The organism is Shewanella electrodiphila (assembly GCF_023283985.1).
Taxonomy (GTDB): Bacteria; Pseudomonadota; Gammaproteobacteria; order Enterobacterales; family Shewanellaceae; genus Shewanella; species Shewanella electrodiphila.
This window is the reverse complement of sequence record NZ_JAKIKU010000007.1, coordinates 250,591-273,497: the sequence shown is the minus strand read 5'-3', so window position 1 is coordinate 273,497 and position 22,907 is coordinate 250,591. Positions and strand designations below refer to the sequence as shown.

The 22,907-nt window shown below is 40.5% G+C and carries 14 protein-coding genes; 4 read left to right on the top strand and 10 right to left on the bottom strand.

What is annotated here, in order from left to right; translation table 11 throughout:
• Positions 1-547 precede the first annotated feature (547 nt).
• Positions 548-1,084, top strand: coding sequence for a prepilin-type N-terminal cleavage/methylation domain-containing protein (locus L2737_RS22360; RefSeq protein ID WP_283108353.1), 537 nt, complete (start codon positions 548-550; stop codon positions 1,082-1,084).
• A 76-nt stretch (positions 1,085-1,160) separates the two neighbouring features.
• Here the strand turns inward: L2737_RS22360 and L2737_RS14490 are convergent, their stop codons facing one another.
• The 9 genes from L2737_RS14490 to L2737_RS14450 form a co-directional block, all read right to left on the bottom strand.
• Positions 1,161-3,119, bottom strand: a complete 1,959-nt coding sequence (locus tag L2737_RS14490) for a TRAP transporter permease (RefSeq protein WP_102528475.1) — start codon at positions 3,117-3,119, stop codon at positions 1,161-1,163.
• A 133-nt stretch (positions 3,120-3,252) separates the two neighbouring features.
• Positions 3,253-4,176 (bottom strand): TAXI family TRAP transporter solute-binding subunit, encoded by a 924-nt coding sequence (locus L2737_RS14485; RefSeq protein WP_248956167.1) that lies wholly within the window; start codon positions 4,174-4,176, stop codon positions 3,253-3,255.
• Between the two features lie 396 nt (positions 4,177-4,572).
• Positions 4,573-11,262, bottom strand: coding sequence for an outer membrane protein assembly factor BamB family protein (locus L2737_RS14480; RefSeq protein WP_248956166.1), 6,690 nt, complete (start codon positions 11,260-11,262; stop codon positions 4,573-4,575).
• A gap of 495 nt (positions 11,263-11,757) precedes the next feature.
• Positions 11,758-12,651, bottom strand: coding sequence for a penicillin-insensitive murein endopeptidase (gene mepA / locus L2737_RS14475; protein WP_248956165.1), 894 nt, complete (start codon positions 12,649-12,651; stop codon positions 11,758-11,760).
• A gap of 231 nt (positions 12,652-12,882) precedes the next feature.
• Entirely contained in the window at positions 12,883-16,053 is a 3,171-nt protein-coding gene (locus L2737_RS14470; RefSeq protein WP_248956164.1) for an efflux RND transporter permease subunit, read from the bottom strand.
• Positions 16,054-16,062: 9 nt separating this feature from the next.
• Positions 16,063-17,382 carry an efflux RND transporter periplasmic adaptor subunit gene (locus L2737_RS14465; protein WP_248956163.1) on the bottom strand — a complete coding sequence of 440 codons (1,320 nt, stop codon included), beginning with the start codon at positions 17,380-17,382 and terminating at the stop codon, positions 16,063-16,065.
• Between the two features lie 560 nt (positions 17,383-17,942).
• Positions 17,943-18,359, bottom strand: a complete 417-nt coding sequence (locus L2737_RS14460) for a hypothetical protein (RefSeq protein WP_248956162.1) — start codon at positions 18,357-18,359, stop codon at positions 17,943-17,945.
• 217 nt (positions 18,360-18,576) lie between these two features.
• Positions 18,577-18,771, bottom strand: coding sequence for a DUF3012 domain-containing protein (locus tag L2737_RS14455; RefSeq protein ID WP_102528464.1), 195 nt, complete (start codon positions 18,769-18,771; stop codon positions 18,577-18,579).
• Positions 18,772-18,846: 75 nt separating this feature from the next.
• Positions 18,847-19,200 carry a SpoIIAA family protein gene (locus L2737_RS14450; RefSeq protein ID WP_229370767.1) on the bottom strand — a complete coding sequence of 118 codons (354 nt, stop codon included), beginning with the start codon at positions 19,198-19,200 and terminating at the stop codon, positions 18,847-18,849.
• Between the two features lie 159 nt (positions 19,201-19,359).
• Here L2737_RS14450 and arfB point away from each other — a divergent pair, with 159 nt between their 5' ends.
• The 3 genes from arfB to L2737_RS14435 all read left to right on the top strand — a co-directional run bounded on the left by arfB (position 19,360) and on the right by L2737_RS14435 (position 20,779).
• Positions 19,360-19,776: an alternative ribosome rescue aminoacyl-tRNA hydrolase ArfB gene (gene arfB, locus L2737_RS14445; RefSeq protein WP_102528462.1), complete on the top strand. Its 417-nt coding sequence runs from the start codon at positions 19,360-19,362 to the stop codon at positions 19,774-19,776.
• 132 nt (positions 19,777-19,908) lie between these two features.
• The gene (gene aroQ / locus L2737_RS14440) at positions 19,909-20,355 is read left to right on the top strand and encodes a type II 3-dehydroquinate dehydratase (protein ID WP_248956161.1); all 447 of its coding nucleotides are present in this window, start codon (positions 19,909-19,911) and stop codon (positions 20,353-20,355) included.
• A gap of 34 nt (positions 20,356-20,389) precedes the next feature.
• Entirely contained in the window at positions 20,390-20,779 is a 390-nt protein-coding gene (locus tag L2737_RS14435) for a DUF3859 domain-containing protein (RefSeq protein WP_102528460.1), read from the top strand.
• A gap of 2 nt (positions 20,780-20,781) precedes the next feature.
• On the opposite strand, the gene L2737_RS14430 is transcribed toward L2737_RS14435, so the two are convergent.
• Positions 20,782-22,758 (bottom strand): tetratricopeptide repeat-containing diguanylate cyclase, encoded by a 1,977-nt coding sequence (locus L2737_RS14430; protein ID WP_248956160.1) that lies wholly within the window; start codon positions 22,756-22,758, stop codon positions 20,782-20,784.
• Positions 22,759-22,907 lie beyond the last annotated feature (149 nt).

Genomic DNA, 22,907 nt, shown 5'->3' with positions numbered 1-22,907 from the left:
ACAATTATTTTACTGAGGTAACGTTTGGTACAACTTTAGAGGGGGCGACTGGAGGAAAAATAAACTAAAACTCAGGTGAAAAACTTAAAAATAGACCTACATCTGACCTAAAATAGACAGTCTATATTGACTGAAAATGACAATATTATGACTGTCGAAACAGGTTCTTTAAGATGAAGTTATAAATGATTAAGTTAAATAACAAAACTAATCACCTTTAGATTTACGGTATCAATCAACGTTCATCACGAAAAGAAACCTGTAGATAACAGTTTTAATCGATTAGTACCGATTAAAAAAACGAAAGAAACCACGTAAATGATGCCATATTGATGGTGATATTATTCCTTTAGTCAATATTTTACTTAAGCTTATTTGTGTTTTACCACCACATTAGTAATTACTAATGTTAGTACTATTAATATTAACAGCTTACAATATTCAAAATATAAACTGATACTTCAACTGTCATTTTTCAGAAACGAACAGACTTGGTTCATTTCCCCAAATTAGAAGTTCACAGCATCATTCACATCAAAGACAAGGAATGTTATTCAATACAAATAAGTCACTCACACAACGCAAAACTGGCAAAGGCTTTACCCTGATTGAGTTAGTGGTGGTGATTATAATTCTTGGTATTTTAGCAGTCGTTGCAGCGCCAAAGTTCATCAACTTACAAAGTGATGCCAAAATCTCTATCGTTCAAGGTGTTAAAGCGGCAATACAATCATCACTGTATTTAGCCTACTCACAGGCAGCCATTGATGGCGTTGAAAAAGACGACCGCAGTGTGATTGATTACAATGGTGAAGTGATTGAGATGAAGCTTGGCTATCCAGAAGCATTTGGTAAAAATGCGGGTGGCGGCTTACCACAAATGTTGGAAATAGGCTCTGAAATTGATTTCTGTTTTGGTAATGGAACCTGTACACCTAATGTTGAAGTTGGTTCGTCTAATGTTCGCTATGGTTATGATTTAGATGATGAAACGATAAACTGTCATGTTCGTTATATTGAACCAACTGGCACCAATGGCTCAGATACCACTTATACGTTAACGGTTGATATTTCAGGTTGTTAGCCACCGATGTGGTTTTATGTAGATAAAAATAGGTTTAGCCGTTCAAGCTAAACCTATTTTTTGTTAACAAGCAATACTAAATCGCTGCTTTATCTTGCGTTTTCCATTGTACGGCCAATAATCCCAGCACCACCGCCACACCAATAACGCCTGTGCCAAATGGATTAAACAACACCCAAGGGACAGTGGCGATTGCAACCAGTCGTTCAACCGTTGAAAGCGGACGTAAAAGGTAACCTTCAATCGATATCGCAATAGCCACGATAATGCTAGCGGTCTGAATAATCGCGAAGGTAAATGCCATCATGCCTGCATCAGGATTAAGCAAATCGGTATAGGCCATCATAATTGGGATTATGAACAAGCCACCTGCTAGCTTAAATGCCTCAACAGATGACTTCATTGGGTTGGCATTTGCCACCCCAGCTCCCGCAAATGCAGCCAGCGCAATCGGTGGGGTTACATTTGAAGTTTGCGATAACCAGAACACAATTAAGTGCGCTGTTAATAATGGCAAACCAAAGTCACCCAACATTGGCACTGCCATTACTGCAAGAACAATATAAGCTGCAGTCACAGGTAATCCCATGCCTAACACTAATGCCACTATGCTAATTAACCCAAGCGCCACCAGCATGTAACCGCCCGAAAAGTCCATTACAAATTGAGTAAACTGCAGCCCAATACCGGTTTGCCCTACTACACCAACAATGATGCCAGCGGCGCCACAGGCAACTGAAATTGGTAGCGCTAATAACGCGCCATTTTTCATGCCTTCGATAAACTTTTTAAGACCTATTCGGCTGTGTTTACGCAGTGCTGCTGTCACTAAAATAGCCGCGCAGCCTGCAACCCCTACCAGCAATGGTGAGTATGCCATCATCAATAATGACGTGATGATAGCGAGCGGAATAAGGTGATGAGCGCCGTGTTTCATTACCTCAATGATGGCCTCAGTGCGACTCGCCGCTTTTAGGTTCAACTTGCACGCCATTAAATGCACATAAAGTAAGGTACAGAAGAAATACAAAATGGCAGGTGCAATGGATGCCAACATGATTTCACTGTAAGGCACACCAGTAAACTGCGCCATCACAAACGCACCAGCGCCCATAATCGGCGGCATAATTTGACCACCTGTTGAAGCCGAGGCTTCAATCCCAGCAGACTGCTCAGGTGTATAGCCCAGTTTTTTCATCATTGGAATCGTCACTGCGCCAGTGGTCACTGTGTTTGCAATTGCCGAACCTGAAATTGAACCTAATCCAGCAGATGCCAATACAGCCGCTTTTGCAGGGCCGCCGCGATATTTACCTGCAATTGAAAAAGCTAAATCAATAAAGAATTTACCTGCGCCAGTGACCTCTAAAAATGCACCGAACAGCACAAAAATAAACACGGTTGTCGCCGCAATACCCAAAGCAGAACCGAAGACACCATTAGCAGAATAGATTTGGAATTGAATCAACTCTTGTAGTGAATACGCCTTAGTCGCCATTGCTCCTGGCAAGAGATCACCAAAGCCACTATAAGCTAAAAATACGCCAGCAATCAGCACCATCACCCAACCGACGGTACGTCGACAACCTTCTAATAATAAGAGTAATAATGCACTACCTGCGACTAAGTCGGCTGTACCTAAACCATAAAGCAAATGGTCAATATCGTTATAGTCAAAAATCGACATCCGATAACCGGCAAACACGGTCACGCCACACAACGCAAGATCAAATACCCTGCCAAGCATATAGCCTTTTTTACGACGATTTTTAACTAATGGATAATGTAAAAAAATCAGAATCAACACCCAACACAAATGAACGGGGCGAAAATAGGTTGCTGATATCGTTGAGGTAATACCTTGCCAGATTTGAAATGATGATAAGAGTACTGCGATAACTAGCGTAGTGTAGCCAATAATTTTAACGGTTCTTTCATAAGGAAGAGCGCTGGCAACACCTGCGTCAATATCGACCTGTTGCTCATTATCCCCACTCACATACTGCTCGGCTTTTTTGCCTTGTTCTTGGGTCATAGTTTTTCCTCTGTGCCAATGATTGAGTTAAGCCACAATCAATGACCTAAATATACAAAGGCAACATTACGTTGCCTTTGTCTTTTTCACGTTCACCTAAAGGTGTTATAACGACCTAGAAAACTAAGTTAATTTACTTAATGCTATCTAAATACTTTTGCGCACCTGGATGTAATGGCACACCTTGTAGTCGTTCAGCATTTTCAGGTGTTGTCGCTTCTGCAACCTTAACCACTTTTTGCACTTCTGACATGTTCTCAAAAGCTGCTTTAGTTAAATTAAACGCCATTTCATCGCTCATTTTGGCGCTAACTACAATCACGTTCCACACACTTAATGTCGGCACTGCGCCTACATTGTTGTATACATCAGCAGGAATGGTGTAATTACTGTAAGCAGGGTTTTTATCAATGAAAGAGGCACTTTCATCTGCCGATACAGGAATAATGCTCACTTTATGGGTTAACGCCACTTGAGTAACCGCGCCAACACCTTGCCCGCCAACAATAAAGCCAGCATCAATTTGGCCATTGGCTAATGCATTGGTCGTTTCTGAATAGTTTAGGTACACCGCTGTGATGTCTTTTTTCACATCAATACCAATAGACTCAAGTAATGCAGCAGAGGTCACCGCTGTACCACTGGCAGGAGCGCCTAAAGAAATACGCTTACCTTTAAGGTCGGCTAGTGAAGTAATACCAGACTTTTCAAGACTGATTGCGTGAACTAAATTTGGATATAGTGCAAATAAGGTATTCACAGGCATAGCACTTCTGAACTTACCTTCACCTTTATAAGCATCAAGCACAACATTGCCCATCGCGATCCCAGCAATCATATCGCCGCGAACCACTTTAATGGTATTTTCAACAGAAGCGGCTGTCACCTCTGCTTTCACATTAACCTCTGGGACTTTATCAGACCACACTTTCGCTAACGCACCACCAAATGGGTAGTAAATACCACTTTGGCCACCTGTACCTATTGAATAGTTTTCTGCTTGAACCGCAGATGGCAATATTAATAATATCGCTAAAACTAATGCACGATGAAACATAGCCTTCCCCTTGATTTTAATCACGCCCTAATATTAGGATATGATTAAAAACCTTTGTTTATTAATAACTTTTTGTTAACAGTTACGATTTAATTAGCCATCGATAATCACTTATGAGGTAGGCAAAGTCAAGGTGTAGAATAGTCGTAAGAGTTTAGTATTATCTAGACCGAGATCGTCAACAAAGAATGAGAGCTTTTATGAAACACTAAAAATAAAACAGTATCGGCAACATGTCCTTAAAACCTATACATTATTAGTTATTCGAAAGACCATACTCTGCATTAACTGTAAACATCATGTTCATGGCAATGAAAAAACTTATAAATTGATATAACAAAGCCCAATACTGAGATTGGGCTTTGAAAATTATCTAATGTAGACCAATTGGTTAATCTACTGCTGGGTAAAAATAATATTATCGATCCAAACAGAATCTTCTAAAGAAGACACACTGCCGTCTTTGAAATACTCAAAACGAATGGTGTTTTCACCGGCAACTAAACTTAATAAATAGTTAGTCCATTGTTGAGCTGTAGAATCAATCATTAATTCATCATTAAGGTATACCCGTAATTTATCGCAGCATGGCTCAGAGAGTACTAACACATCAAAACTAAGTTCTCCATCTGTCACTAGTACAGAAAATTCAGTAATACTTTTCTGTGAATCACCAATATCACCCGAGCGGTAACTATTACTACCTTGACTCACTTGATCTTGAGACAGTGACCAATTTGCATTTGAATCTACAGGTTCAGTCCAAATTAAATTCAGTTGCCCCTCAAAGTTTTCTGTAAAATCGGTGAGTGCATCAGGTATAGACCCTGCATCATTAGGATCAGTTAAATATAAATTGACTTCAGCTCCATCGCTAAACATGTCACCGTCAGTATCGCTCAGTAACGGATTGGTAAATGTTGTGTTCACTTCAACTCCGTCTTCTAATCCATCTAAATCAGTATCTTTTAACGTTGGATTAGTCAGGTAGAAATTGACTTCATCACCATCTGACAATTGGTCATCATCGGTATCAAACACAGCCGGATTAGTGAAATTATGGTATTCAACAAGATTATTTAAACCATCTAGATCTAAATCAATTGATGCGTCTGATGAATCGAGATCGCTTAAACCATATTTGTGCTCCCACCAAGATGGCATGCCATCTAAATCTTGATCAATAACTGGGACATCACTAATAAATTGACTACTAGAATGCTCCAGTTCAACGCTAAAACTGTCAAGGGATAAACTGGTTTTGATTAACCTGTAATTAGAATCAGTAATAAGTAACTCATTACGTTGGTTAATATTAATATCTATCAGCGGCGCGTTGATTGATAAAGTTTCAACTATCACACCTTGAACATCGTATTTTAAAACGTCACCACTCCATGTGACCAAATACATATTACCCTCACCGTCTGCAGTCACGGCACGAGAGTCCTGTACTAACACCGAAGAGTCTAATTCCATGGTATTCGGATTATAAATATCAATTCCGGAACCTGAAAGCGCATATAAATTGCCATCTAATCCAATACTTAAATCAAAATATCCAGCACCAGAAATATGCTCTGAAGTCTGGTTAACAAGGTCAAATTTTACTATGCCTTGACTATTATCGTAACCAACATTCATATCTGTTACGAACACATTGGAGCCCAAACTATCAATGCCACCGTATGTTGAATTATTTACTATTCCCCAACCCGAATGAGTTAAGCTCTCCCATGTATGACGCTCAGGATCATATAATGATAATGAAGGAGCAAACACTCCATTAAATACCGCAATTCGACCATCATCTAATACCTCAATATCCCGGGCACTGTATGAAAAATAAGGGACTTCAACAGTCTTTGTCACCTGATTATCATAATCAAAAAACGATAATTGATTATGCTGTTGACTAACATATTGAGTCGCAGACTCCGCTAGAGACTGCAATGGAGTAAATTGAACATCATCTATTCTTAAGGTGCAATTATCATAGTTATAGAAATATATATGATGTATGCCACGAGGGATGAGCATTGTATGCTGCTGCCAATCGTTACTCAATGTAACGTATTGAATATTATCGTCGTAGCCAAAAGCTGACGAAGCCCAAGCGCAATTACTTTGCACTTTGAAGCTCAACTCATTACCGGCAAAGTAACCCATAAAGCTGATGTCAGCTTCACCGTTAGTATATAAACTATAAGTACCATCACTTGCAATAACATCGTCAACATACCAAGTGGCTAAACTTGCATTCATTGACCATGAATCTGGGATAAGTTGATCTTCAAAAGAATATGACTCGCTAGTGATGATATGAGGCGCTGAATTAATATCGTTAGGGTCTGTTTGTAACCAATACTCTTCAAAATTCGTAATGGTGTCGCCATCGCTATCATTCGCGGAATCTGTAGGGTCTAATAAATTAAACCCTTGCTCTATCTCCCAGTTATCAGGCATGCCGTCAGCATCAGTATCTGAATTTTTTGGATTTGATAAATGAATATTTAACTCATCATAATCAGTTAAGCCATCCTCATCAGAGTCAGCATTAACAGGGCTTGTTCCTGAAACAAACTCTTCAAGATTACTTAATCCATCAAGGTCGGCATCAAGCAATGCATCATCAGCAAAGTACTTATCGAAACCGTAGAAATCCTCATACCAATCCAACATGCCATCGTCATCAACATCACCACCAACATCTATAGCGGTCAACTTTCTATTTTGATGATCTAAAATATAGAGTGCACCCTCACTCCCTAAAGACAGCATCCCTCCTTTAGCAATCGACCACAGCTCTTGATGGGTATCAAGATCAAGTGCATAAGTCATACTATTATCAGAAACAAATAACAAAGAATTACTGACCACAATATTGCTGGCTAAGAATTGATTGTTATCAGCCTCCCACGCCCACAACAACGATCCATCTCTTGAGTCTAATGCATTAATAACACCGTGATTAATCACATAGACTTCACCAGCGCCTACAGAGATTCCGTCTGCATAGCCTGCTACTTTGTTCCACTTAATCGATTTAGTGGATAGATCTATAGCAATTAACTCATTGTTATCAGATAAAAATAAGTCATTTTCAAGACCTAAAACAGCCGTTTCCCCATTAATAGAGTTATCTTCAATTGCGATCGACTCCACCAATTCGCCATTTTCTTTATCAATGATATGCAGATCATTATCTAGCATATAAACCGAATTATTATCGACTGTAGGAGTCCAGTTATAAAGATTATCTTGCTCTCTAAACCAAATCTCTTCACCAGAGTTTGCATCAAACCTATATACACCGCCGTAATAGCCTCCACCAACATATACACCATCTTCAAAAATGGTTGGAGCAGCGTAGCGTGTCCACTGGTTTTCATAGGCAGACTTAAATACCAAATCACCAGAATTGATATCCAAAGCTCGAAGGAATGAATCACTATGACCGCCAGTTTGAAAATAAACTTTACCGTCGCTATAAGCAGCGGGGGTAATCGCATCAACTTGGTAAGTACGCTGCCAAGCTGTAGTACCATCCAATGCGTTAAAGCTTACTAATTCCTTAAACCCATAATTTTCAATCTGACTACCCGTTAACAAAACATAATTATCAGCAATCATTAATTTATCGGAATAGAGATCAATATTTAACGGTATATCAATCGTCCAACGCTCAGATAAATTATCAACATCAATATCAACTACATTTAGTCCATTATGAGATGCATTACCTTGCAAGCTCGACCACGGGGAAGCTGTCGGTATATCTGCAATATCTATAGGATTTGTTTTATAAAAATACTCTTTAATATTCAAAAAACCATCAGCATCAAAATCAAGCTGAGCATCATCTTCTTGAGGGTTGAAACCATAATTCACTTCCCAACCATCTGACATACGATCGTCATCAGTATCAAAATTCATTGGTAGTGTCAGATACACATGGACTTCATCACCATCACTAAGATTGTCAAAATCGCTGTCTATTATTGAAGGGTCTGTACCATAAGCAAACTCATCAGCGTTACTTAAACCATCGTTGTCAGCATCAGCGAGAGTATCGTCCAATAATGGGTTTAATGAGTTAGCCACCTCCCATGAGTCTGGAATACCATCAGCATCACTATCTTCATTGAGCGGGTTGGTTCCTAATGTTGCTACCTCTACATAATCATTAAGTCCATCAGCATCTGAATCTTGATTTAAGGGATCTGTGCCGTGATCATTAACTTCTTCACCGTCTGTTAATCCGTCGCCATCGGAATCGCTATTTAGTGGATTTGTCTGTACACCATTAACTTCATCTCCGTCACTTAAACCATCGTTATCTGAATCAGCATTGGTAGGGTCGGTCAGTAATGAATACTCTATGAGGTTACTTATTCCATCATTGTCAGAGTCGAGAAGCGCATCATTTTGATTACTGTCATCTAAGCCATAAATTTGCTCCCACCAACCAGGAATACCATCATTATCATGATCAGCTACAACTTGATTGGTGTAGCTAAGCGTCTGGAATTGTTCAGTAACAACAACCAAATCATCATCAATGACCTCTAATGCCACAGGCATACCAGAAAAACTAATTACACCAAGTTGACGAAGCTCTTCACCTGACCAAACCGACAATACTGAATCACTAGAATCGGTTACTGATAAGGAAAATATTTCACTTCCAATCCATCGAATATCAGTAGTCGATAGCCCTAAATCAGCCACTTGCTCTAACGTTGATGCATTAAAAATTTTACCGCTACCTAAAATCACCTTGGTATTGTCACTAGACACTCGAACAGGGTGACTAATACCATCACTACTATGATAAGGAGAATCACCTGAAGATGTGATAACACCAGTGGACTGATCTATTTCTTCATAATGTAAATCATTTGGTGATGTATCATCCCTTAAGAAGTACACTCTTGAAGTATCAGAGTTCCAGGCATATGTATGGGAGAAATAGTTCCAATCTTTACTGTCTGTTTTAACACCATCTTGATTGAAAATATGATGAGAAACCCAAGCACCACTTGAGTCTTGCGCTAAAACGTAGTTACCAACACTCGCTAAGCCATTGACAGACCAACTTAAACTAGTAAACGGCTGTACTTCATAGGTGTTGCTAGGCTCGATGGAATGAACCTCTCCAGACTCAAACCCCACGTATAAGCGTTGATGTTCAGCAGAATAAGCAAGCTTGTTGGCAGAATGCGCAGCTAGAGAAGGAAACAGTGGTTTAAGATTGATAGGATTATCATAAGACTCACTACTGGTGTTCCAAGTATATACTTTTTGATTTTCAGCACTTAATAAATAAAGCACGCCATCCGCGGACACCACATCATCAGCCAAAAAGTCAGGTACTGTTGTATTAAAGTCACACACTTCATTTAAGCCATGTTCAGTTAACCAACAAGCTGAATCTTCAGGAAAAGCATCCACTAACGCTAATAATTCAGCATCCGTTTCTACCCCCTCATTGACTTCATCAGCAAAACCATCGTTATCTGAATCTTTTGAAAATGCAGGGTTAGATGCAAAGGCATCCTCAGTATTAATCACGCCATCATTATCAATATCATCATTGGCAACAAAAGCTTGAATTTGCACTCTATCTGGAGTGTTAACAATCAATACACTGCTATTATCATATGAAAATGAAGCTAGAATATCCCCATCAAACGTTAAATATTCTTGTACAATAAGTTCGGCATCTCTTCTTACCAAGTATGATACTTCCTCACTGGACTCCACAGTTACTAATGTGTTGTCAGCCAACCAAAAAGCATCACTAATTTGACTTGATATAGAGCCTGTCCACTCAAGAGTATTACCGTCATAAATATCACCGCTACCCAGTAACACTTTGCTTCCATCAAGTGAGACTGAAATAGGAGGTCTAATAACATAATCCCCATGGTGAGGACTGTCGACTTGCTGAGTTATTTGTCCTGTAGATTGGTCTATTTCAGTAGAAATAAGGTCATTTGGAGCCGAATCATCACGAAAATGGTATAACTTTGAGTTGGCATCGCTCCAAGCAAAAGAAGCTGAATTTAACTCAAAGTAATTATTGTTTTGTTCAGACGCTTCAGCCGAAATATTGAAGCTTGCATATTCTTGATTATAATAATTATGACCACTTAAAGTAAGTAGATAATTACCAGCGGAAACAAGTTGATTAGCTGGCGTTTCTAACGTTGTAAAATGCACCAATTCATGACCATCAATGTAACTAATATCGCCATCGTCATCACTATAATATAAACGGCTATGGCCATTAACAAAGCCCATGACTGGTGAGTCAATTAACGCTATAGGTATTGGTGTAAGGAAGTGTTCAGTCGCAGTGTCGTAACGGTGTATTACTCCCCATTGTGGTCCAGATAAATAAACTAAACCATCATTGCCAAATTCAACTTCACTTGGCGTTTCTATTGCCATCCAAGTTAAAAAACACTGTTCATTAACCCCATCAGATTCCGCAAAACAACTCGCATCACCAGGAAAAAAGTCTGCATTATCGCCAGTTCCATCACTATCTGTATCAATGGATTCAGTGTCATCCAATGGAAAAGCATCTTCTTCGTCTACAATGCCATCCCCATCATCATCGGTATCGGCATTATTGCCAATACCATCACCATCAGTGTCTATTGATTCAGCCGCATCTAATGGGAAAGCATCTTGATCGTCATGTACACCATCTCCATCATCATCGGTATCAGCATTATTCCCAATACCGTCACCGTCAGTATCAACTGACTCAGAAGCATCTAATGGAAAGGCATCTTTATCATCTAAAACTGTATCGTTATCATCATCTGTGTCTGCATTATTTCCAATACCGTCACCATCAGTATCAACCGATTCAGAAGCATCTAACGGAAAGGCATCTTTATCGTCATCAACGCCATCACCATCATCGTCTTTATCTACATCATCGGGCAAACCATCACTATCCGTATCAACGCTAGGTTGAGGTTGCGGCGATGGTTCAGAACTCTCTCCACCTCCGCCTCCACAACCCAGTAAAAATAACATGAGTAGTGTAATAGTAACTGTATTTTTCATTGCGCTTCCTAGCAGAGAAATTATATTAGCAACTCATTTAATCCGATGAGCCAAATAACGAAATTTGAAGGAGAATAGAAATAAAATTAAGAAGGGAAAACACCGATTTCGACATTATCCATAATGCAGTTTAACTCAACTCTTCCTTGAATCTAGAGCACAAAATACACACAATACTCGCAATAATCAACATTACCCTAACAATTCAAGGTGTAAAAATACCAATAAAATCAATTATGACAAGACAAATGACTTATCTAGTTGACACATCTTTATAATATTCATTTAACCGTACCCATTAACGAAACAATCAAATACACCAAACAAAGCGACACCATCAGAAGATGTAACTATTTAATAAACAAAAAATAGCCCTGTTACACCTAAAAGTATTTAAGTTTGATACTGGGCAATCAAAGCTAATCGAAGGGAATAAAAAAGACCCACGAATACTGATTTTTTATTTTTAATAAAATAAATTTTGTGGAAAAAGGCTTATTCAGCTTGATAAAGTGTTTGGCATTGTTCAGGTTTTACCTTAACGGTTTTTGATTTCGGCTTAGACTTTTGTTTGGATTTGGACTTGTATTTAGGTTGCTTACTCGCTTCATTTGACGCCAATATTTGTTTGCGCCACCAATCAAGCTCATCACAACCTGTGCCCGTTGGTGGCGCTTTTTGGTTTTGACATAATGCATCATTTTCAGGGCAAGCTAAACGCACATGCATATGAAGAGAGTGTCCCCACCAAGGACGCACTTTAGTCAGCCAACTGTCATCTTTCCAGTCCATATTGCACAGTTGCTGTTTGATTGCTGGATTAACAAAAATCCGCGCAACCTCGCTAGACTCAGCAGCTAATCTGATCATAGTACCGTGATGAGCTTGCCAATCTTGATTAACGATAAATGCCGACTTATCAACAAGATCTAACTTCTGAGGGTTTTCTCTGGCATCTCTTGTCAATGTCTGCTCAGCTTGGCGAAACCAAATATCTGCATCAAGCCCAACTTGGTGACTTGAATGACCCGATTCAAAATTACCACCGCGAGCCATCGAGATATCACCAATCAAAATATCATTCATACCTGCTGCTTGGGTCTGTTTAGCAAAATTAGTAATAAAGGCCACTAATTGAGGGTGGCCATAATAGCGATGACGCTCTGTGCGTATCACCTGATAACCTTCACCTATCAAGGGTAATGCCTTTGCCCCTGCCAGACAGCCATTGGCATAAGAGCCAATCGCTGCAACCTTACCTAAAGATGGAGTATCAAATTGACTCCATTTCATCTGTTGAGCGAAAACTGCAGGAATAGATACAGAGATTAGAATGGTGCCAATAAGTAGTGCGTTTTTCGGCAGAAATACTTTGAACAAATATGACATGTGCTGCACCCTTTTACACTTCAGATGATGAAAAACATAAACAAATTAAGCTTTATCTTTATAGAGTCTAGCAAGAAAATAAGACCGTGAAGTCAGCCTGTTCGGCATTAAGAAGAAGGAGTTGAGAAAAAGGAAATAAGAAATTAAAAAGGCATTATCATTTTTAAATGATAATGCCCATATTGCCATTAACCACAAAGATAACTAATTGAATTAACTTGCCTCATTACCCTATCGAACATTATTCCCTTTTGGTATTTCATTTCTATACAACCACTGATACATCGTCGGTAATACCAACAGCGTCAGCGCAGTTGAGCTAAACAGTCCCCCGATGATCACCACCGCTAATGGCTGCTGAATTTCGCTGCCGGCACCTGATGACATTAAGATGGGGATTAACCCTAGTGCAGAGGTGAGCGCGGTCATTAGCACTGGTCGCAATCGGCCAACTGTGCCTTCGTAGACACTCTCAAATAAGCTCTCATCACCTTCCATATTTCTAACATGTGCACGTCGCTGATTAATCGCGTCCACCAGCACCACGCCATTTAACACCGCCACCCCAAATAAGGTGATAAAACCGATAGAACTCGGCACGGACAAATAGGTGCCTGTACTATATAAAGCAACCACCCCACCAATTAGCGCCAGTGGTACATTCGCCATAATTAAGCCAACCTGTTTGATTGAACCGAACGAGAAATATAGCAACAAGGCAATTAATACTATGGATACTGGCACCACTAACATCAGCTTTTGTTGCGCGCGTTGTTGGTTCTCGTATTGACCACCAACCACCACAGTGTAACCTGCTGGTAACTCTGCCTTTGGCACTATGGCATAAATGTCATTCACCACCGAGCCCATATCACGCCCTGAAACGTTGGCTTGTACTACAACGCGGCGCTGCACATCATCACGGCGAATATTAGGTGGCGCCATTTCTACGCCTACTTGCGCTACATCGCCTAAACGAACTTGCGCGCCATTGGCACCACGTAATATCAAATCTCTAAGTGCATCAGGTGAGCTGCGGTAAGTTTCAGCTAAACGCACATTGATATCGTAGCGGGCATTACCGTCAATGACCTGTCCTGCACTCACACCACCAATACCTTGACTCACTAGGCTCATTACTTGATCGACACTAATACCGTAACGCGCCAATTGCTCTCTTAATGGCCTAACGACCAATTGAGCCTCACCGCTGACTTGCTCAAGCGACACATCTACCGCGCCTTCAATCTCACTAACAAGCTCAGTAAGTTGCTGTCCCTTTTCAGACAATATATCAAGATCAGGCCCAAAAACTTTAATCGCTAATTGGGCTTTCACTCCTGATAACAGTTCATCAACTCTGGTGGCAATGGGTTGTGAAAAGGTAAACAGCAAACCAGGAAACACACTGAGTTTATCTTCCATTAAATGCTGTAATTCATATCGGTTATCAGCACTTTTCCACTGCTCAACAGGTTTTAGGCCAATATAGATTTCAATGTTACTCACAGGCTCTGGGTCGCCACCAAGTTCTGGGGCACCAATACGACTTAAGGCATATTCGACCTCTGGGAATGCCATCAATATTGACTCTATTTTCGGCGCTATATCTAACGATGTCGCCAAACTTGCAGTTGGTGCAAGCGTCACCCGCAAGTTAATAGTGCCCTCTTCAAGTTCAGGAACAAACTCAGTGCCAAGTTTTGGCACTAACAGCATACTAGCGATAAATAATGTAGCAGCAGTTCCCATCACAGTTGCAGGTTTATGCATTACCGCCAAAAGCAACTGCCGATACCCTTGCTCAATTGGGGTCAAGATTGGGCTTTGCTTGAGGGTGACACCGCGATTAAACAAGTACACCGCCATTGCAGGAACAGCAATCAGCGCAACTAACAATGCAGATATCATCGCTAAAATAATACTTACCGCCATTGGCTGAAATAACTTGCCTTCAACCCCTTCTAGGGTAAACAGTGGCGCGAACACTACGATAATAATTGCGGTAGCAAAGAAGATAGGACTGCACACTTCTTTAGCCGCTCGCATAACTTTAGCCGCTATTGGATCTGAACTGTTTTCCTCTTGAGTTAATTGTTTAAAAATATTCTCAACCATCACTACTGAGCCATCAACCAACATGCCAATAGCTACCGCTAGACCACCAAGCGACATTAAGTTAGCCGACAACCCAAAGTAAGACATGATCATCAACGCTAACCCAATCGATATCGGAATGGATAGCAGCACTAATAACGTGGCACGTAAGTTCACCAAGAATAAAGCCAGAATAATCACGATAAACACAAAAGCCATTAACAGTGCATCAATCACAGTAGTAACCGCCTGCGTAACTAAATCCGATTGGTCATAAAACACCTCAAATGAGACGCCTTTTGGCAGTGCTTGTTCAATTAAACTAACGCGCTTTGAAATGTCATCAATGGTGGCTTTGGTATTCGCGCCCATGCGTTTAAGTACTACGCCAGCAACGACTTCGCCCATGGCATTGACTTCGATTTTGCCATTTACTGGATTTTGCTCTTTACGGGTAAAAGTAACCGCCCCTACACGGATTTCACGGCCATATTCCACCTTGGCGATATCAGTAACACGAACTGGCGTCCCCGCGACCTCTGTTAATGGAATTTGCCCTATCGCCTTTAAGCCCGCATGACCCGATGGCAATAAACCATAACCACGTACAACCAGCTGCTCTTGACCTTGGGGCATAAACCAACCACCCGCATTACGGTTATTGCTTTCAAGGGCCTCGGTGACCTGGGGCATAGATAAGCCGTAGCTTAATAATTTATTCGGGTCGACTTGCACTTGGTATTGGCGAACATCACCACCAAATGACAACACCTCTGTCACCCCTTCTACTGGCATTAAAATCAGCTTCACTAAGTAATCATTAATACTACGAAGCTCTGCAGCATCAACGCCTGACGCTGGGGTTGCCCGTAAAATATACTGATAAACTTGCCCTAACCCAGAAGTATTGGGGCCAATCTCAGGTACACCAACGCCATCTGGGATCATTTCTTTAGCCGCTTGTAACTGCTCAAACACCTGCTGACGAGCAAAATAAATATCGGTGCCTTCAGCAAAAACCACTGTGACTATCGACAATCCAGTGCGAGATAATGACCTTACCTCAATGACTTCAGGTAAGGCGTACATAGCCGATTCCACGGGGTAACTGATCAGTTTTTCAACTTCTTCAGCAGCGAGCCCCTCGGCTTCAGTGTTCACTGTCACTTGCACATTGGTTACATCAGGAAATGCATCCAAGTTTAATTTGGGCAGCATGAATACGCTGGCGGCAACAATAAATAACAATACCAAGCCCACTAGCAATCGGTTTTTCACCGCTGCTTCAATTAATTTCTGTAGCATTAGTGGCTCCTAGTGGTTATGGATATCAAAACCTGCTTTCGCAAGTTCAGAGGCTAAAAGAAAAGCGCCACTCACCACCACTCTACTGTTGGCAGCAATCCCCGTTACCATATTCATCCCACGTTGGCTTTCAACTACCTCAACTTCCATCGCTTCAAAACCATCAGCATCTTGTATAAACACCTGCCAATGCCCATCAGATCCTCGTGTTAAAGCGGCATCAGGTAATATCACTCCACCACTCAATGCACTTGGTAAGTACAACTCAGCAAATTGACCTGCATGTAATCTATATTTGCTGTTATCAATGCTTACGAGCACTTGTTCAGTTCGGGTAACCAAATCAAGTTCATGTGAGCGACCAATAATAGTGCCCTCAATAGATAAACCATCGATTTTGACTAAGGCTTTATCGCCTCTACTAATCCCCTCCGCTTGGTGCGCTGACAACTGAGCCTGAACCCACAAGTGTGATTCATCGGTAAGCTGCATTAACGGTGTTCCACCAGCGGATACCTGACCTAACATGGCAACATCCTGCTGCACACGGCCATTAATTGGTGCTAATAATTGATAACGACCAATGGATTCTGGCTGGCTAACTAAAGCGTTAATTTGCGCGCGAGTCATTTTTAGCGCTTCAAGATTCGCGCGGGTGAGCTCTGCTTGTACTTGTGCCTCTAAACGTTGGCTTTCACTCACCGTGTTTTGGCTCATACGCATAATCCTGTCCCACTCAGCTGCTGCGTTTATATAGTCTGCTTGCGCTTGCGCCACTGCCGAGCCGCCTAAGGTCAATAACACTTGCCCTTGTTTCACTAATTGACCCGGCACCACATGTCGCTTTAATACTCTGACATCGAGTTGTGGAGCTAGTGTCATGGTGCGATCGCGATCAACGATTAATGTGGCTGTGGCTACATCATCTAAATTGAATGTGCTGCTGGATAAATTGACGACTTCGATACCTGCGAGCTGTTGCTGCTGCGCAGTTAATACTAAAGCGTCGCTATGTTGTTCATTGGGTTGTTCATTGGGTTCTGTAATAAGTTCTTTGTTAGGTTCTTTGTTAATTCCTTTATTAAGTTCTTTGCTAATTCCTTTATTAAGTAAATCGCTTCTTTTACTGCTAGGTTTGTAACTAGAACTAGGTTTATCGACCATTGAATCGGTCTGGGAATTTTTTTCTATTTCATTGTGGGCATGTCCATGCTCCGCTGCATCAGCCTGAGCAGCCCACGCCGTGTTTGCTACAGCTAACGATGTCATTAGGGCTAAAGAAATAATCGCTAGTCTAATTTGAGTTAGTGTTAAAAGTTGAGTCTTCATAGTGTTACCTTTCGAGTTGCTACCCGCAGGCAATGTTGCTGTTACAACCACTGCAATATTGCGAATAACGACGGAATACTTTTATTGAAAAATGATTGGAGAAATTGCTTCGCATCCACTTAATTTTTGGAGCTTAATTTTGGAGCTTAATTTTGAAAGTAATGTTGAATAAAATCCCGCAACTACTGGACCTTTGAGCGCTAGAAATTTGGTCACTAGTCGCTTTAGCAGAAGAAGTCATTGCACAGAAATGTACAATCAGCGCTGAGGCAAAAATCGATTTTTTCATCATTTATTCTCGTTTCGACAAAGGTCAAAACAGTAAAATTAAGTGATGATTAACAAGCAAAACTTGTGGATTCTGTATAAGCAATATTTATGGCGATGAGCCGCTTGCACTAAACGCAATTCAATACTGTTCGCTAGCTAATGCCCGAGCGCTAATTAGTGCCAAGCACAACTGAAAGTATTAATGCGCAAGCATGCACAGCAATATCATCGGCAAAAAAGCCAAACAAGTTATAAAATTTGCAGAGTTAATCAGTTATAGAGTTAACTGATTACGCAATGGGAGGGCGGTAACTTAGGCGAGCGTCAGGTGGAATATAAGCTTGAATAAAGGTATGGGGCGACTCAGACATAATGGCCGCAGGCAGTAAATGAGCAACGACATCAATCGTTGCACTATAGCCACCATGGCACTGACAATCTAAACACAATTCATAGCTCTGAGTATCAGAAGATACTATGTGTTCGTGGCGTTCAGTGTTTGAATGAGTATTAAATAAGTGGGCTAAATCATCGCCCTTATCACAGCTATCAGCAGGCGCTGAAAAAACGAGGTGTGAATGGTTTACTTGCTCATTTTCACTTTCACCAAGATGTAATTGATGCTCACCTAAGTTAGTGCTGATAAATTGCAGCAACATAACGGCGACCATTAATTTAGCAAATTGTCTAAACGCGGAAAGTGACAAGTAAAAACCTTTTATTCATAACAATAAGTGACTGAAATAAGTGACTGAAATAAGCAACTAAAATAAGCAACTAAAATAAGCAACTAAAATAAGTAAAAATGAGCTAACTGGTGTCAGCTAGCTCTCATTCAATATGACCTAGAGTTTAGCTAAAAGTTCTCAATCGACTAGCAAGAAATATTATAATAACGAGTTAGGTCACAACTTAGTTTTAATCTTAAAATACGCAATGCTTAGCATAATCAGCAGCTTCATTAGCTGTCCAATCACCACTTGGTTTATCTTGCATTTGTTTACACCAAGCTTCACTCCCCACTTCAGGTGCACAAGCACTAAGGCCTAATATCAAAGCTGCAGCTGCGAAAATAACAGTTAATTTGGTGGCTAAGTGGGTTACTTTTTTATTCAACATTGTCTAATACTTCCTTGAAATAACATGATTAAAAGCGATAAATGAGTAAAACGGATTAAATTGGCATCACAGTCTTTATTGTTGAAGCCAAGCAATTGCCTGTTGTTTTTGTTCTAGCGGATACCAAGCGACTTCGCCTTGCATAAATGGGCCAAGTAAATTGACCGCATTGCCCACCCAGTCTGGTCCGCCAACAAAGACTAATGCATCAAAGTGCGGTAATTGCACTTTATCACCACCCGATAACGAGCTAACGTCCCAACCTTCAAGTAGCACATCGGCTTCAATGTATAAACGTACTTTACCGCTATCTTCTCGATATTGAGTGATTAACGGTTGCAAGTGTGTTTGGTAATCTTCGGTAGATAAACGGCCACTGACAAATAAACTGATAACACCTTCGGCGATATCTGGGATTTGGCACAACATAAAGCAACTCCAACGGTATTGCGGCTGGCTGACAATATTAATTCATCAACTGCAGCCTATATTCTTGCTGATAGTAACAAATCTTATCAGCAGTACTATAGAAAAGTTTGTTAAACTCTCCACACTAATGCGCTAAAAATAGTTAAGTTAACCCTAAAAATGATAAATATTACCAACCGCGTCAGCATTGAAGACAATGAAATTGAATGGCAATTTATCCGTTCAAGTGGTGCGGGCGGGCAGCATATTAATAAAGTCTCTACTGCGGCACAGATTATTTTTGATATCAGACAGTCTTCATTACCGGAGTTTTATCAGCAAAAGCTGTTGGCAAAAGCTGATCACCGCATAACCAAGAGCGGAAAAATTATCATCAAATGTCAGCAAAGTCGCAGCCAAGACTTTAATCGTCAGCTCGCATTAGAGCAGTTTATTGAATTGGTGAAAGGCGTCGGCATTGTGCAAAAGGCACGTATTCCCACAAAGGCAACCAAGGGAAGCCAACGCCGCAGGGTCGACTCGAAAAAGAAACGTGGTGCAACCAAAGCATTACGAAGCGGAAAGTCAGATTATTAGCAAAGATTTTAATCATTTATAATGATGAAAATAATTCCCCGTTTGGCATTCATTAACGTGATAAATTACACTGACATAAAATACATTAGCTCATGTATTAATAGTGACTCACTAACTTAGCAAGGAACCTCAATGACGACTCAAGCCAAAATTTTATTAGTGAATGGCCCTAATCTAAATTTATTAGGTCGTCGTGAACCGGGTTTATACGGCAGTGATAATTTAGACACACTAGTGGCAAATGCTAAGATTCAAGCTGCAGCAGCGGGTATCGAGTTTGATCATATTCAGTCCAATGCTGAATTCGAATTAATCAACGCCATTCATGCAACTGATGCTCAGTTTATTGTGATTAACCCTGCCGCGTTTACCCACACAAGTGTCGCATTACGTGATGCACTATTGGGAGTGAATATTCCCTTCATTGAAGTCCATATTTCCAATGTCCATGCCCGTGAGCCATTTAGACACCACTCTTACCTTTCAGATAAAGCTGTTGGGGTGATTTGCGGATTAGGCATTCAAGGCTATGAGTTTGCAATGCAAGCAGCGATTAAGCATTTATCATCAGCTGAGTAACTTCAGCCAATACCCGTCGATAAAGTAAACTTTCATGAGTAAATTAAAAGCAGATATCAGCATTATCCAGTCAGGCATCTTCAGCCAATGGGATTCAGACAGTGATGAGTTACCCCGCTTTTTGAAAGCGACCGTCCATGTGCCTGCTGAACTGGATATGGAGTTTGGCTTTGTTACTCGAATTAAAAAAGCTAAAAACCAAGTACTAAAATATTGTATTTACCATCCTGATATTCCTGATGCCGATGGCAATGTCCGCCCACCATTTGATGGTGAAGTGTATATCAAAGAAAACGATTGGAAGTTTTACTTGGGCGACTGTATTTGGTCACCCGTGAGTAATAAAGTGGGTAATTGGCGAATGACATTAGAACTGAATGGAAAAGTCATTGCCGATAAAACCTTTAAGGTCCATAACGTTTAAAGCTACAGCACCTCTTCATTTCGGCTGATTACAGCACAATTTCGGCCTTGGCCTTTAGCTTGATATAGAGCAACATCGGCCATGGTTTTATAATGTAGCCAGCCTTTTACAAGTTCATTGGCAGCCACTGGCATTGTCGCACCAATTGAAATACTCACAGATAACTCTAATTCGGCAATTTTCATTGGCTGTTCAGCAATCACGTTATTAAATCGCTTAAGCACCTGTGATTGTAGTTCGGCTGATTCTAACGCCAGTAACACCATAAACTCTTCGCCACCCCAACGAGCTAAAATATCTTTGCCTCTAATGCAGCTTTGCAACCTTTCAGCGCAGGTTTTCAGCACTTCATCACCCACTTCATGACCATAGGTATCGTTCACATTTTTAAACTTGTCACAATCAAGCATCAAGACGCTGTAATAACTCACCTGAGATCTTATCGCCTTATGTTCGACAAAGTTTTCAAGATAACGGCGATTATGCAGACCCGTTAACGGATCTTTGTTTGATTGCATGAATAAATTTTTGTTAGTGGAACTTAAGTGCTTAATTCGCTTTTCATGAGTCACATAACGATGAATCAAAAACACTAAGCCGATAAAAGATATACCCAATACCAGCATCCACAGCTTCTCTTGCAAACCTTTCTTTTCTAATGTGGCTGCTGCGAGCTCATTCTCTGCGGTTAAAAGGGCAATTTTCTCTTCTTGTAATTGGGTATCAAACTTCATTTGCAGTTCAAATATTTGCTCTTCGCGTTTATCAAATAGCTGCTTTTTCCTTCCTTCGTAATAAGCAATCAAATGGGTGATAGCTTGAGGGAATCGTTCCGTTTGTTGGTATAAATTGGCTAATAACTGATGCACGCTGAGTGAAAAATCTTGATTATTAATTTCAGTAAAACCAGCCAATGCTTGTAGCGCATTAGTTTCAGCGTCTTCAAAATTCTGCTGGTACAAACGTACTTGGCTTAAACCATACAGGCATTGATTACGCGCTAGTGGGTCGTACATTCCAGCCGACAGTTCAATACACTCCATAACAATAGACTCAGCCTCTAAATAACGCTGCTGATTGATTAAAAGCTCACCTTGAGTCCACAGTGCGTTAACCACTAATTGCGCATTATTTGACTTACGAGCGACCGCTGTACTTTTTTGACTGAAGTCAGTCGCCGCTTCAATATCATTTACTTGCAGCATGATGTGACTGGCATTGCTGTATAGCACGACTAAATGCTCAAAGCTCGCTGCGCCACTGTTGATATATAAATCTGTTGCTAGCTCATTGTATTTTATTGCATTAGGCCAATCTTTGACCCGCGAGTAAACAACTGAAATATTAGAATAAACTTTACTTAAAAAGTTATTGTATTTGATATTGAGTAGTAAGGAGATCGCATGATGATAATCATTGAGCGAGGCTTCATATTGTAATTCACGAGAATGTAATACGCCCCTAGCATTTAAGGCTCTAGCCCATAGGCGGTGATAGTTTAACTGTGAGGCTAATTCAATTGCCTGATCGATCAAGCGTTTCGCTTTATCCCCTTCACCTTGTCTGGCGGCGAGAATACCTTTTAAAGTTAATGCCTCTGCCACGACCCATTGTTGATCAACATCTTGACCGTATTGATACATTGCCTTCGCAATAACTTCAGCTTGTTCAATATCAGTTCGCCCCAAGGTTATATTATGCTTAATGCGATAATAAATGGCTTTGTAATAGGGGTTCTCATCTATAGCACCTTGATTGTTAAGTACCTCTAACTCTGCTTCGACTTTTTCAGGCTCTGCATCTGCTTGATAATAGAGTTCAACCAACTCACGACCTTGCTGGCTGTTATAAATAGTCTCTAAAGGATCAAATACCACCTCATCAGCTTTACTATTAACAGCTAAAGTGCAAAACAGTGTGGCAATAAAAAACCTAACCATTAATACTTTTAAAAAAGCAGGATCATTATACGATTTCAACTAAAACCCCTAGAATCTAACCAAGTTGGGATAGATACCTGTAATATTATTCTGATTTTTCACGGTTCAATACACTTAAAACATAAATAATCATGCTAGGTCACTTTATTGATATTTAACCTCTTATTTAGCTTAGTCAGTGATAGACA

Excerpts from the sequence above, each read along its gene's own strand:
- L2737_RS14480 (WP_248956166.1), bottom strand. The coding sequence starts at position 11,262 with ATGAAAAATACAGTTACTATTACACTACTCATGTTATTTTTACTGGGT.
- L2737_RS14485 (WP_248956167.1), bottom strand. The coding sequence starts at position 4,176 with ATGTTTCATCGTGCATTAGTTTTAGCGATATTATTAATATTGCCATCT.
- L2737_RS14435 (WP_102528460.1), top strand. The coding sequence starts at position 20,390 with ATGAGTAAATTAAAAGCAGATATCAGCATTATCCAGTCAGGCATCTTC.
- aroQ (WP_248956161.1), top strand. The coding sequence starts at position 19,909 with ATGACGACTCAAGCCAAAATTTTATTAGTGAATGGCCCTAATCTAAAT.
- L2737_RS14450 (WP_229370767.1), bottom strand. The coding sequence starts at position 19,200 with ATGTTGTGCCAAATCCCAGATATCGCCGAAGGTGTTATCAGTTTATTT.
- L2737_RS22360 (WP_283108353.1), top strand. The coding sequence starts at position 548 with ATGTTATTCAATACAAATAAGTCACTCACACAACGCAAAACTGGCAAA.
- L2737_RS14490 (WP_102528475.1), bottom strand. The coding sequence starts at position 3,119 with ATGACCCAAGAACAAGGCAAAAAAGCCGAGCAGTATGTGAGTGGGGAT.
- mepA (WP_248956165.1), bottom strand. The coding sequence starts at position 12,651 with ATGTCATATTTGTTCAAAGTATTTCTGCCGAAAAACGCACTACTTATT.
- L2737_RS14470 (WP_248956164.1), bottom strand. The coding sequence starts at position 16,053 with ATGCTACAGAAATTAATTGAAGCAGCGGTGAAAAACCGATTGCTAGTG.
- L2737_RS14465 (WP_248956163.1), bottom strand. The coding sequence starts at position 17,382 with ATGAAGACTCAACTTTTAACACTAACTCAAATTAGACTAGCGATTATT.
- arfB (WP_102528462.1), top strand. The coding sequence starts at position 19,360 with ATGATAAATATTACCAACCGCGTCAGCATTGAAGACAATGAAATTGAA.
- L2737_RS14455 (WP_102528464.1), bottom strand. The coding sequence starts at position 18,771 with ATGTTGAATAAAAAAGTAACCCACTTAGCCACCAAATTAACTGTTATT.